At 69.5% G+C, this 12,916-nt stretch carries 10 protein-coding genes; 9 read left to right on the top strand and 1 reads right to left on the bottom strand.

The window, feature by feature from the left end; translation table 11 throughout:
- Window positions 1-703 precede the first annotated feature (703 nt).
- From ACIRU3_RS26035 to asnB, 7 genes are all read left to right on the top strand, one after another.
- Window positions 704-1,897, top strand: a complete 1,194-nt coding sequence (locus tag ACIRU3_RS26035) for an argininosuccinate synthase (protein WP_404060623.1) — start codon at window positions 704-706, stop codon at window positions 1,895-1,897.
- 1,005 nt (window positions 1,898-2,902) lie between these two features.
- On the top strand, window positions 2,903-3,190 hold the full coding sequence (locus ACIRU3_RS26040; RefSeq protein ID WP_404060625.1) for an acyl carrier protein: 288 nt from the start codon (window positions 2,903-2,905) through the stop codon (window positions 3,188-3,190).
- Window positions 3,191-3,210: 20 nt separating this feature from the next.
- Window positions 3,211-4,575 (top strand): TrpB-like pyridoxal phosphate-dependent enzyme, encoded by a 1,365-nt coding sequence (locus ACIRU3_RS26045; protein ID WP_404060627.1) that lies wholly within the window; start codon window positions 3,211-3,213, stop codon window positions 4,573-4,575.
- An 8-nt stretch (window positions 4,576-4,583) separates the two neighbouring features.
- A complete protein-coding gene (locus tag ACIRU3_RS26050; RefSeq protein ID WP_404060630.1) occupies window positions 4,584-5,702 on the top strand; it encodes an acyl-CoA dehydrogenase family protein in 1,119 nt (372 codons plus the stop codon).
- Between the two features lie 2 nt (window positions 5,703-5,704).
- Entirely contained in the window at window positions 5,705-7,315 is a 1,611-nt protein-coding gene (locus ACIRU3_RS26055; protein WP_404060633.1) for an amino acid adenylation domain-containing protein, read from the top strand.
- A gap of 3 nt (window positions 7,316-7,318) precedes the next feature.
- A complete protein-coding gene (locus tag ACIRU3_RS26060) occupies window positions 7,319-8,149 on the top strand; it encodes an alpha/beta hydrolase (RefSeq protein ID WP_404060636.1) in 831 nt (276 codons plus the stop codon).
- A gap of 2 nt (window positions 8,150-8,151) precedes the next feature.
- Window positions 8,152-9,981, top strand: coding sequence for an asparagine synthase (glutamine-hydrolyzing) (gene asnB / locus ACIRU3_RS26065; RefSeq protein ID WP_404060639.1), 1,830 nt, complete (start codon window positions 8,152-8,154; stop codon window positions 9,979-9,981).
- Window positions 9,982-10,553: 572 nt separating this feature from the next.
- Here the strand turns inward: asnB and ACIRU3_RS26070 are convergent.
- Complete coding sequence (locus ACIRU3_RS26070; RefSeq protein ID WP_404060642.1) at window positions 10,554-11,288, bottom strand: hypothetical protein; 735 nt, start codon at window positions 11,286-11,288, stop codon at window positions 10,554-10,556.
- Between the two features lie 229 nt (window positions 11,289-11,517).
- Here ACIRU3_RS26070 and ACIRU3_RS26075 point away from each other — a divergent pair, with 229 nt between their 5' ends.
- Together ACIRU3_RS26075 and ACIRU3_RS26080 are read left to right on the top strand one after the other, a co-directional pair.
- A complete protein-coding gene (locus tag ACIRU3_RS26075; protein ID WP_404060644.1) occupies window positions 11,518-11,805 on the top strand; it encodes a WhiB family transcriptional regulator in 288 nt (95 codons plus the stop codon).
- A 570-nt stretch (window positions 11,806-12,375) separates the two neighbouring features.
- Complete coding sequence (locus tag ACIRU3_RS26080; RefSeq protein WP_094222245.1) at window positions 12,376-12,579, top strand: cold-shock protein; 204 nt, start codon at window positions 12,376-12,378, stop codon at window positions 12,577-12,579.
- Window positions 12,580-12,916 lie beyond the last annotated feature (337 nt).

Genomic DNA, 12,916 nt, shown 5'->3' on the forward strand with positions numbered 1-12,916 from the left:
TCGACCGGGGGGGCGTACGGGCAGCAAACACCACCCGATCACCGACGCCACCGGCACCCCGCTGCGCTGACCGGCGGCTGCCGCAACGACGTCACCCAGCTGATCCCACCGCTCCAGGCCGTGCCGCCGGTGCGGGGCAAGCGCGGCCGCCCCGACGCCGACCAGACGTGGTGCTGGGTGACCGCGGGTACGACCACGACAAGTACCGCCGACTGGTTTGGGACCTCGGAGACAAGCCGCTGATCGCTCGCCGCGGCACCGAACACGGATCCACAAGTTCTGAGCAATGCTCCGCCCCGGACCCTCGGTCGACTGGCATGCCTCGGCCGGAAAGACGACGACCTCGCAGGGGAGAGCCCCAAGATCCAGTCTTGCTCCGGGGGAAGCGACGTCAGCCGTGCCGTCATCCGATCGGGGGAACGGGCGCACGCGCCTACGCCTTCACCCTGGACCTGTCAGTTCAGTACTGAGCCCGATGCACGGCTCGGGAAGGCAGGGATCCCCAGTGAGTGAACCCAACGACGCGGCGCTGTCACCAGTTGCGCGCACAAAGGCCGGGCATGCGGAGACCGGCTGCACCGATCCGCCACACCGCCTGGCGTCGACCGGCGCAGAAGTACATCCGGGCCCGAAGCCGTACCCACGGCCGCAGGCGGCCGTCGATCACCCATGCATATCAGCGCATGCACGTGAGGAGAATGCCGTGACCGAGCGCGTCGTACTCGCCTATTCGGGCGGTCTGGACACCTCCGTCGCCATCGGCTGGATCGCTGAGGAGACGGGCGCCGAGGTCATCGCTGTCGCGGTCGACGTCGGCCAGGGCGGCGAGGACCTGGACGTCATCCGCAAGCGTGCCCTCGCATGCGGTGCGGTCGAGGCCGAGGTCGCCGACGCCAAGGACGAGTTCGCCGACGAGTACTGCCTCCCGGCGATCAAGGCCAACGCCCTTTACATGGACCGTTACCCGCTGGGCAACGCACTGTCCCGGCCGACGATCGTCAAGCACCTCGTCGCCGCCGCCCAGAAGCACGGCGCTACCACGGTCGCCCACGGCTGCACCGGCAAGGGCAACGACCAGGTCCGCTTCGAGGCCGGGATCGTCGCCCTCGCCCCCGATCTCAAGTGCATCGCGCCGGTCCGTGACTACGCGATGACCCGGGACAAGGCGATCGCCTTCTGCGAGGAGAAGCAGCTTCCGATCGCCACCACCAAGAAGTCCCCGTACTCCATCGACCAGAACGTCTTCGGGCGTGCCGTCGAGGGCGGCTTCCTGGAGCACATATGGAACGGCCCGATCGAGGACATCTACGAATACACCTCCAACCCGGCCACCCCGCGCGACGCCGACGAGGTGATCATCAGCTTCGAGGGCGGCGTCCCGGTCGCCATCGACGGCAAGCCCGTCACCGTCCTGCAGGCGATCCAGCAGCTCAACGAGCGCGCCGGCGCCCAGGGCATCGGCCGGATGGACATGGTCGAGGACCGGCTGGTGGGCATCAAGTCCCGCGATGTGTACGAGGCTCCGGGCGCGATCGCCCTGATCACCGCCCACCAGGAACTGGAGAACGTCACCGTCGAGCGCGAGCTGGCCCGCTACAAGCGGCAGGTCGAGCAGCGCTGGGGCGAACTGGTCTACGACGGCCAGTGGTTCTCCCCGCTCAAGCGCGCGCTGGACGGCTTCATCAACGAGGCCAACCAGCATGTCTGCGGCGACATCCGGATGACCCTGCACGGCGGCCGCGCGGTCGTCACCGGCCGGCGCTCCCAGTCGTCCCTGTACGACTTCAACCTCGCCACCTACGACACCGGCGACACCTTCGACCAGGCGGCGGCCAAGGGCTTCACGGACATCTGCATCCTGTCGTCGAAGATCGCCGCCAAGCGCGACTTCGCCTGACCCCGTACGGCCTTCGGGTCACCTCACGCGCATCAGTCTGACAACCGCCTCCTCGCCTGCAAGGGTGGGGAGGCGGTGGCGCGTCATGCGCCCGCCGCCTCTTCGGAACGAGCCTGCTGCTGTCGGCGTGGCCTGTCCGGCCGGGCCCGGTCTGACCGCCTGGGGCATCACCACCGAGGGCGAGCCGGTCTTCGTCGGCCTGGAGACCGCCGACAGGGAGTCGACCGACGCGTGGCACGGGTTCTCCACCGCCCCGGTGGACGGGGAACTCGTCTCGCCGCTGCTGGTGATCGCCGAAAAGCCCGATCAGCGCCGGCGAAGTGGCTCCTCCTGCAGGTCGAGGTGCCGGACGACACCCACACACATGGCCCGTCGGCTGCGCGGCGTGAGCGGCCGACCTGGTGAGCGCCGGGGTGCTCTCGGTCCGGAGGCGGCAGGTGTTCGACCTTCCCGGGATCCGGCTGTGCGGGGTCGAGCACCGCACCGACCGCCGCCGCTGTGGGTCGGTGCGCTCACCCCTGCCCCTCGCCCCCGGCAGGGTGTCGCGGCTGGGGCCCCGGCACGGGCCGTGCCTGAAGGCTTTCGCGGTCCGCCTGTTCACCTCGCCTGCACTTGCACCAGCCCTATGAGCGATGCGCGGGAATGACCGGACTTTCATGCAGTGGTGTGGTCGACGCCGCGTTCGTAGGGTCGCGCAAGGCTTCCACAGGGCGGACGGGATGAACCGGTCGGCGACCGGGCGGGCTTCGAACTCCATGGGACGGCGGAGCGGTTGCGGATCGTCCCGCTGCAGGCCGCCGTCGGTCTCGGCAGCGAACAGCACCCGCGGCTCGGAAGGGCTGATCGGGGGAAGCCAAGTCAGCCGTGCCGTCCTCTGATCGGGGGAACGGGCTCACGCCCCTGCGCCTTCAACCTGGACCTGTCGGTTCGTTACTTTGCCCGCTTCTCACGACTGTGCCCGTTACGCGGCTCGGGAAGGCAGGGCTGTCCGTTGAAGGGACCTCCATGCCCGATTTCATCTCCACGCAGGTCAAGCAGGCCCTGGTGGACATCCTCGACCTCGGCCTCCCGGCCGAGGACATCCGCGACCAGGCCTCGCTGTACTCCACGACCATCAGCCTGGATTCGCTGACCCTACTGCGCGTCATCACTGAAATGGAACGCAGGTTCGAATGTGAGATCGATGATGAGGCCGTGATGACCGCAGACCTTGTCGATGTGGGAAGCCTGGTCGGCCTGGTGCGGTCCCAACTCGCCCTGGCCGGTGTCGGCCGAGAGCCCGCCGGCAGCTGATCCACTCCAAGGAGATTCCCGTGAACACCCGCATCGAACCATGCCCCGCCACCGCGGAGCAGGTTCCCACTCACTGGTACAACGTCATCGCCGACCTCGCCGGCTATGTACCGCAGGACCGCAAGCCGGCCCAGCAGCCCGGCAGGCACGGCCTGCGGCCGCAGCTGCCGCTGTCCATGTACCGGCAGAGCGTCGGCGACGAGCCGTACATCGAGATTCCGGTCGAGGTCCGTGCCCAGTACGAGCACTGGCGGCCCACCCCGCTGGTCCGGGCCCGCCGGCTGGAGAAATTCCTCGGCACGCCCGCCCGGATCTACTACAAGTACGAGGCCGCGAGCCCCTCCGGCAGCCACAAGATGAACTCGGCCATCGCCCAGGCCTACTACTACAAGAAGGCCGGCGTCCGGGAGCTCGTCACCGGCACCGGCGCCGGACAGTGGGGCACGGCCCTGGCCATGGCCTGCACGGCCTATGACATGGAGTGCACCGTCTTCATGGTGCGGTGCAGCTACGAGCAGAAGCCACAGCGGCGCGTGATGATGGAGCTCAACGGGGCCCGCGTCATCCCCAGCCCGAGTGTGACCACCGACGCCGGCCGGTCCATCCTGGCCAACGACCCCGACTGTGCCGGCAGTCTGTCGGTGGCCAGCTCCGAGGCCCACGAGTACGCCAACGAGGGCGACGGCGTGTGCTACTCGGCGGGCAGCGGCGACAACCACGTCCTGCTGCACCAGACGGTGATCGGACAGGAGGCTCTCGCGCAGCTGCGGAAGCTCGGTGAGTACCCTGACACCGTGGTGGCGGCCCTGGGCGCCGGCAGCAATTTCGCCGGACTCACCATGCCCTTCCACCGCGACGCCATCACCACCGGGCGCCGTACCCGCCTGGTCGCCGTCGAGCCGAAGTCCTGCCCCAAGCTGACGCGCGGTGTGTACATGTGGGACCACCACGACGCGCTGGGCACCACGCCCATGTCGAAGATGTACACGCTGGGCCATACGTTCATCCCCGCGCCCATCCACGCCGGCGGACTGCGCTACCACGGGGCGGCTCCCGCGATCAGCTGGATGTACCACGAGGGGCTCATCGACGCCGTCGCCTACGGGCAGAGCGAGGTGTTCGAAGCCGGAGTGGCCTTCGCCCGCGCCGAACAGGTGATCCCCGCACCGGAGTCGGCCCATGCCGTCCGGCACGTCATCGACCGGGCCGTACGGGCCCGGGAGACCGGCAAGGCCGAGACGATCCTGTTCAACCTCAGTGGGCACGGACTGATGGACCTCGGCTCGTACGAGAACTACCTCAAGGGTTTGCTGGACGACGACTCCGTGGCCGAGGACGAGGTCGAGCGCGCGCTGGCCAGGCTGTCCCAGACAGCGATGCGGTAGGGCCGGCCATGGACCTTGCCTGGACCCCCGAACAACTCGATCTGCACGCCCGCCTGCGCGAGGGCGGCGCCGCGGCGAGCGACTGGCAGACACTGGCCGATCTGCGGGTGATGGCCCTGGCCGCCCCCGGCGAACACGGCGGCCTCGGCCAATCAGCGCTCAACTGCGCCCTGGCCCTCGACGGCCTCGGCTACGGCTGCCGGGACATCGGGCTGCTGATCGCCGCCGGCGCGCACATGTGGGCCGTCGGGCTGCCGTTGGCCAGGTTCGGCACGCCGGAACAGAAGGCGGCCTGCCTGCCGGGGCTGTCCGCCGGCCGACTGGTCGGCGCCCACGCCATTACCGAAGCCGAGTCCGGCTCCGATGCCCTCGCTCTGCGGACCGTGGCCCGCCGCAAGGGCACCACCTATGTGCTGACCGGGCGCAAACGATTCATCACCAACGCGCCCGAAGCGGACCTCTTCCTCGTCTACGCGAATCTCGACAGCCGGCTGGGCTTCACGGGTGTCACCACGTTCCTCGTCGAACGCGGACAGCCCGGCGTCCGGGTGGAGGCCGAGCAGCGCAAGATGGGCCTGAACTCGTGCCACTGGGGCCAAGTCGTACTCGACGAGTGCGTAGTGCCCGAGCACATGCGTCTCGGCGCCGAAAAGCAAGGCCCGGCGATCTTCTCGACCGTCATGGCCTGGGAACGCACCCTCCTGCTCGCGCCCCTGCTCGGTGCCATGGAACGCCAGCTCGAGGAGTGCGCGGACCGTGCCCGGACACGACGCCAGTTCGGCAAGCGCATCGGATCCTTCCAATCGGTGGCCAACCGGATCGTGGACATGCGGCTGCGCCTGGAGACCTCCCGCGGCCTGCTCCGCTCGGCGGCCTGGGAACTGGACCACGGCCCCACGGACGGCGGGCGGCAAACGCTCTCCCCGCTTCCCGAACTGGTGAAGCTCCAGGTGAGCGAGGCCGCGGTGGCCACCTTCGAAGACGCCATGCAGATCTTCGGCGGCCAGGGCTACACCCAGGAAGCCGGCATCGAGGAGAGGCTTCGCGACGCGCTCGGGACCCGGATCTCCTCCGGGACCTCCGACATGCAACGCGACGTCGTCGCCGCCAAGCTCGGAGTGAGGTAGACGTGACACAGCAAGCCGGCGTACCCGCCGCAACACTGACGACCCTGCTGGAAACGGCGGTCCGCGACCACCCCGACACCATCGCCGTCAAGGAGCGGCGGCGCCGCGTCACCTATGCGGAACTGGACGCGATCAGCAACTGCGCGGCCAGCGCCCTGACCGCCCAGGAGCCCGTCCGGGGCAGGCGCGTCGGTGTCTGGCTGAACAAGTCGGTCGAGGCCGTCGCCGCCATCCACGCAGTCCTGCGCTGCGGAGCGGCGTACATACCCATCGACCCCACCGCACCCCCGAAGCGCGCCGCTGCCATCCTCGCCGACAGCGGGGCCTCGTGGCTGATCACCACATCGGAACGGGCGCAGACCCTGCGGTCCTGCGCTCCGGAGGTGTCACGCGGGCTGTCGCTGCTGACCGTCGGCGAGGTCGACACCGGAGATCCGGTCACCGCGGCGGACGCCACCTGGGAGGACGCCCTCACCCGGTACGCCGGCGCCCCGCCCGTCCGAGTCACTGTCGCGCCGGACGATGTCGCTTACCTCTTGTACACCTCCGGCTCCACCGGCACGCCCAAGGGCGTGGTGCTCACGCACGCAAACGCGCGCGCCTTCGTCGACTGGGGCGTCGACGAGTTCGCGCTGTCTTCCCGTGACGTTCTGGCCAGCCACGCCCCGTTCCACTTCGACCTGTCGATCCTCGACCTCTTCGGTGCCGCCGCGTGCGCCGGCGGCGTGGCGCTGGTCCCGGAGAGCCATCAGGGACTGGGCAGGGCTCTGGTCCGGTTCGTCGCCGAGCAGGACGTCTCGGTCTGGTACTCGGTGCCCACCGCCCTGCGGCGCATGGTGGACGCCTCACGCGCCGGCGAACTGGCCGACACCCGGCTGCGTGTCGTGGCCTTCGCCGGCGAGGAGTACCCGACGCGTCACGTGCGCGCGCTGCGCGGCGCGCTGCCTGCAGGAAGTGCCCTGTACAACCTGTACGGGCCGACCGAGACCAATGTGTGCACCTTCCACCGGCTGGCCCCCGAAGACCTCGCCAAGGACGCGCCCCCGGCCCCGCCCATCGGACGCGCCTGCCCCTACACGACCACCTTCCTGCGCGGCCCGGACGGTACGCCACTGCCGGAGACCGGCGAGGCGGTCGGTGAACTGTGTGTCACGGGCGGATCGGTCATGCGCGGGTACTGGAACGACGGGGAGAAGACGGCCGCCGCCCTCGTGGAGCGGGCGGGGCGCCGGTTCCACCACACCGGAGATCTGGTCCGGCGCCGCGCCGACGGCCTCATGGTCTTCGTCGGGCGCGAGGACACGATGGTCAAGGTCAAGGGCCACCGCATCGAACTCGGTGAGATCGAGGCGGTCCTGGACGGTCGGACCGACATCGCGGACGCGGTGTGCGTGATCGCCCCAGGCGCCGAGGACGGCGACCAACTGGTGGCGTTCGTGACGGCAGTGCCCGGCACCACGCCGAACCCGCGGGAACTCACCCGCCACTGCAGGGACTTCCTGCCGGGATACATGATCCCCGAACACATCGAGGTGGTAACCGCCCTCGACTACACCTCGACCGGCAAGGTCGACCGCCGGTCCCTCGCCCGATGCGTCCCCGTAGGGCGGTGAGCGGTGCACACGCTCGTACACAAGCGACGGCTGTCGGCACACATCCTGGAGACCTGGGAGTGGGCCAGCCCGTCACTCGGCCGTGTCAAACGCGCCAGCGTGCTGGTGCCTCGGAGATGCACGGCAGAGGGGCGCGCCGTCTCAGCTCTGTATCTGCTGCACGGATTCGGCGGCAGCCGCATCACCTGGCTGACCGGCACCCGACTGACCGAGCATCTCGCGGACCTGGAGCTGCTGGTGGTGCTGCCGGAAAGCGGTCGCCGCTGGTTCATCAACGACCACCGTGGATTCCGGTACGAGGACTATCTCGTCAACGAGTTGATTCCCTTCGTCGACAACCGCTATGCCGTGCACCTCAGGACCGGTGTCCGAGGTATCGGAGGCTTCTCGATGGGCGGCGCCGCCGCCCTGATGCAGGCCCTGCGCCATCCGGGCTTGTTCACAGTGGCCCTCAGCCACGCAGGCGCGTTCGAGGCACCGTCACGCGTCGGCGACCCCTACACCAGGACGCGCCGGAACCCGGACACGGCGATCCCGTCCACGGAGGCCCACGAGCGGGTCTGGGGGCCGCCCGGTAGCCGGGTACGGCACCGGTACGACCTGGCGGCCCTCCTGGAACGCCAGGAAGGCGGCGACCTGTCCGTCTACGCCGACGTGGGAGTCGACGACTATCCCCGGATTCTGCGGATGAACCGGAGAACCGTGCGGAAGCTGGTCACGTCCGGAATCGAAACAGAATTCTGCGAGCGCCCGGGTGGTCACGATCTTGAGTTTCTGGACCGGGCACTTCCCCATTCCCTCGAATTCACCGCGAACAGACTCAGGAGGAATTGAAGATGTGTGGAATTGCTGGCTGGGTGGACTGGCGGCGCGATCTGACGCAGGTCGAACCGGTCATCGAACGCATGACCAAGATGCTCGTACCGCGCGGCCCCGATGCCCAGGAGACATGGCTCTCGCCGCGTGCGGCCCTGGGCCACAGCCGCCTCGCCGTCATCGACCTCGACGGCGGGCGACAGCCCATGGCGCGCGCCGACCGCGCCGGCGGCCAGGCGGTGGTCACTTTCAGCGGCGAGATCTACAACTTCCGTGAACTGCGCACCGAACTGTCCGCCCGCGGCTGGTCGTTCTGCAGCCGTTCCGACACCGAGGTCCTCCTCACCGCGTACCTCGAGTGGGGGACCGACTGCGCACGCCGCCTGAACGGTATGTATGCCTTCGCCATCTGGGACGAGCGGGTCCGCCGACTGGTCCTCGTCCGCGACCGGTTCGGTGTCAAGCCTCTCTACTGGGCACGCACCGACGACGGAATCCTCTTCGGATCCGAGCCCAAAGCCCTGCTCGCCCATGACGAGGTATCGGCCGAGCTGGACGCGGAAGGCGTCGCCGAGCTGATGGCGGTGCCGCGGGCGCGCACCCCTGGGCACGGCACCTTCCGCGGCATCCACGAGGTCAAGCCCGGCTGCCTCTTGGTCGCCACCGGCACTGGGGTACAGGAGAGCCGTTACTGGCGGCTCGAGGCCCGGCCGCACACCGACGACTTCACCACCACGACAACGACCGTGCGCTCCCTGCTGGAGGACATCGTCGGCCACCAGGTGGTCGCGGACGTACCTGTCGGCACCCTGCTGTCCGGGGGCATCGACTCCAGTGGGGTGACCGCGCTGGCCGCCCAGGCGCTCGACGGCGGCTTGACGAGTTTCGCGGTCAACCCACCGGCCGCGGACGGCCCCGGCTCCGACACCTGGCGGCCCAGCTCGGACGGCCCCTTCGCCGCGCTGGTGGCCTCCTCGCTCGGCATCGGGCACCTGGTGAGCGACATCGATGTAGACACCCTGGTCGAGCGGTTCGACGTCGGACTTCAGGCCCGCGACCTGCCCGGCTGGGGCGACCTCGACACCACCATGTACCTGCTGTTCCAGACGATCCGCCGACACTGCACGGTCGCGCTGTCCGGCGAGGCGGCGGACGAGATGTTCGGCGGCTATCTCTGGCAACTCGACCCCCGCTACGTCTCCCACCCCTCCTTCCCCTGGATGTACGGCCGCCGCCAGCCCGACTTCCTGCTGCGCGAGGACGTACGCCGGCTGATCGATCCCGCCCGCTACGAAGCCGACCGCTATCACCAGGCGCTGGCGGAGGTTCCCCTCCTCGCCGGCGAGGACCCCGACCGGCAGCGCGAACGCGAGGTCTTCCATCTGGGCCTGACCCGGTGGCTTCCCGGCCTGATGGACCGTCAGGACCGGCTCAGCATGGCGGTGGGCCTCGAGGTCCGTGTGCCCTTCGCCGACCACCGCCTGGCCGAGTACCTCTTCAACGTCCCCATGCGGCTCAAGCGGCACGCCGACACCCCGAAGGCGGTCCTTCGTGAAGCGTTCCGCCACCTCCTCCCCGACGAGGTCGTAGACCGGCCCAAGAGCGCCTACCCGGCCAGCCGCAACGACACCTATGTGGCCCGTATGCGTGATCTCGTCCTGGACCTGCTGGCCGACCCGCACGCCCCGGTCTTCGATCTCGTCGACCGGGAGCGGGTCAGGACGGCGGTCACCACACAACTCGGCGACCTACCCGGTCCCATCACCGCGGTCACCCCCGCCATCAGTCTGTCGTACCTGCTGGAACTGAACCGCTGGTTCGAGCGCTACGACGTACGCCTCGCCCTGTGAGACGACCGCGCAACCCGCAGGCCGGCCGGACGGCGTCGGTGCGCTTGTCGTCCCACTGGTGGCGCCAGGACTCGAATACTCGAAGGAGGTGTTCTTCACCCACTGAGCCTCGCCGCGGACCAGGAAGCGGAACTCCTCGGCGAGGGCGTCTTTGAGCAGGTTGTCGAACTCGACCGGCCGCGTTGGGGCTTCGCCGGGCCGTCCGAGGGCCTTGTACCTGTGGCGGGAGGTCGACCAGCGAGATCCCGGCTCCGGACCGGGGCGACGCGCGGGAAGGAGCAGCACCGGGTGGCCGGGTCGAGGACCGCGACCTTCAGTGGGATGCGGGCCGCGGTCTGGATGCGGGCGAGCCGGGTGTGGCCGGGTATCAGGATCGTCAGCCGTCCGCCCGGCCTGAGCACCGTAACCGGACACGCAGCACGCACCGCACGGTGCCCGGCCCCACACGGCTGCGAGCCGCCCCCCCCGGCATGCAGCTGCCCCACACACCCTTGCCAACCTCGCGCTGTTGCCGGGCCTGTGCAGCACGCCTCCAGCCGGCCGGACGCCGGCCGCACCTCGGTGTCCCGTCGTCAGGCCCCTGCCGGTACCTTCTCGCTCTCCTCGCCCGCCGGGGTGGTGGTGTCCGTCTCCTGGGCGCCGTCTTGCGACTCCTGCGGCACGCTGTAGTACACGGTGCTTCCCTGCTTCGCCCGCTCGATACGGCTCTTGGCGACGAGGCGCTCAAGGGTGTTGCGCACCGTGTTGACGTCACGGGCACGTGCGGGAAACGCCTTCTCCAGGCCGGTGACGACTTCGGCGGCCGTGCGCGGCCCGCCGGGGTTCGTGTCCAGGACACGCAGCAGAAGATCACCCAGCGAGGGCTCCGCACCCTTGTCCGCCTTCTCAACGACGGCGGCGTCCTGCGCCGGAGTCTTGGCGGCTTGCCTGGTGGCCGCCGCCGCGGCCGTCTTCTTGGCCGGGGCCTTCTTCGGAGCCCTGGCCGGGCTCTGCTTCACGGCCTGCTTCTGCGCGGTGGCGGAGCCGGCCTCCTTCCGCGGCCCGGGGACGGCGGCTTCCGGCGGCCCGACTGGCGCAGAAGTGCCGTCCTCGGCCCGAGGTACCGCCGTCGTGCCGGGGCGGGCCGGGACCAACTCCACCTGCTCGGTCAGCCACTTCTCATCCGCCTTCAGCTGCCCGAGAGTTTCCTGGAGCCTGGCGATGTGCTCCTGGATGTCCTCTTGCCGGCTGCGGTTGGACTCGAGGTCGGCGGCATACTGCCGCTGGTACTTCTGCTGAATGGATGTGGCGGCGGCGGTGTCAGGCATGCGGTGCACGCTCCCTCGGTCCCTGGTGTGTTGCGCGGATGCTACCCACCTTCACCCGCTCCGGCCGATCTCCCGCCGGAACTCACCCCGTAAGAGAACACCACCAAGTGCCCACCACCCGGGCCGCCTGCCCTGCTGCTCCTCACCGTGTTGAGCAAACCGGAGCTCATGAACGTTGGGTGAGGTGGGCAACGTAGGGTCGTCGAGGGAAGTCGAAGGGGAGCGAGCCATGACCAGCGCGCAATGGGCCGAGCACGCGGCCTGCCGGAGTATCGACCCCGAAGTGCTCTTCTCCCAGGGCGCCGAGCAGAACCGGGCGAAGACGGTGTGCAACGGATGCGCGGTCCGTACCGAGTGCCTCGCCGAAGCACTCGACCAGCGCATCGAGTTCGGCGTGTGGGGCGGCATGACCGAACGCGAGCGCCGCGCCCTGCTGCGCCGCAGGCCGGACGTCGCCTCCTGGCGGATGGTTCTGGAGGAGGCGCGTCAGGCGTTTGTGCGGGCCCCTGCCGGGTGACCGCCCGGCGTGCCCGGCCTTTGGCCTGGCCTCCTGCCGGCGTCTGCGTTTCGCGCACGCGGCTCGTGCAGGCCGGCACCGTGCTCGGCCGGACCCTCTGGTGGGGGAGCGGCCCACCGGCAGCGGCATCACCCCTCACGCGCTTGTGGGGGCGTGGTCTGGGCCCGGATTCCGAGCTGCAGATCTGCTTGCCGGCCCGGCATCGCAAGAGGGTCCGTGAGGCGGATCGGCAGTCTCACGACCTGCGGGCACCGCCCGGCCCGCGGCGGCGGTCGTGACGATCGCGGTGGGAGAGGATCGGCCAACCTCGGGAGGGCCAGGGCACGCTGCGGGTGTCGGGAGTCCGGCGGACGTCAGACGCACCGCCGGCGATTCACCGGCGCACTCTTGATGGATCATGACCGTTGCTCTCTGGTGGGAGCCGGTTTCGCGGTGTAGCGTCGCTGTCAGATGTTCTGGTTCGCCCAGCCGCCCGCGCCCCGGCGTGGGCGCTTTGCTGTGCGGTGTATGGCCAGGACGTCGTTTTCGGGTCCGCGCGGTGCGGGTCCGGTATCGAGTGGAAGGCTCAGCATGGCCAGCGGAACCGTCAAATGGTTCAACGCCGAAAAGGGTTTCGGCTTCATCTCCCAGGACGGCGGCGGGCCGGACGTCTTCGCGCACTACTCCAACATCAACGCCTCCGGCTTCCGTGAGCTTCAGGAGGGCCAGAAGGTGACCTTCGACATCGGCCAGGGCCAGAAGGGTCCGCAGGCGGAGAACATCACCCCCGCCTGATCCGGCGTAGTGCGGCTGCAGGTCCCGGAACATCACCGGGACCTGTTCCGTTCGCCAAGGTCCTCCCCCGCTGACCACGTCCTGTTGCCTCTGGTCGCAGGGTGCGGCGCTGCCTCCTTTCAGCTGACGGAGGCTGCTGTCGTCGTGAGGCCGAGCACATCGTCCTCGGCGCGTCTGTGACCACACCATCGCCCGGGCGCCGCTGGGAAGGCGGTGGGCGACAGGCGGACCGCGTGTCGCACGTCGCTGGCAACCCCTCTTCGGCTCCCCGTAGTTGACCGGTCACCGGCCGCGCTGGTGCCTGGCCGGCCGGATCGGGGCTTGCGACCCGTGAGGG

Origin of the sequence: Streptomyces sp. NPDC101151, from assembly GCF_044768335.1 — a bacterium.
GTDB lineage: Bacteria > Actinomycetota > Actinomycetes > Streptomycetales > Streptomycetaceae > Streptomyces.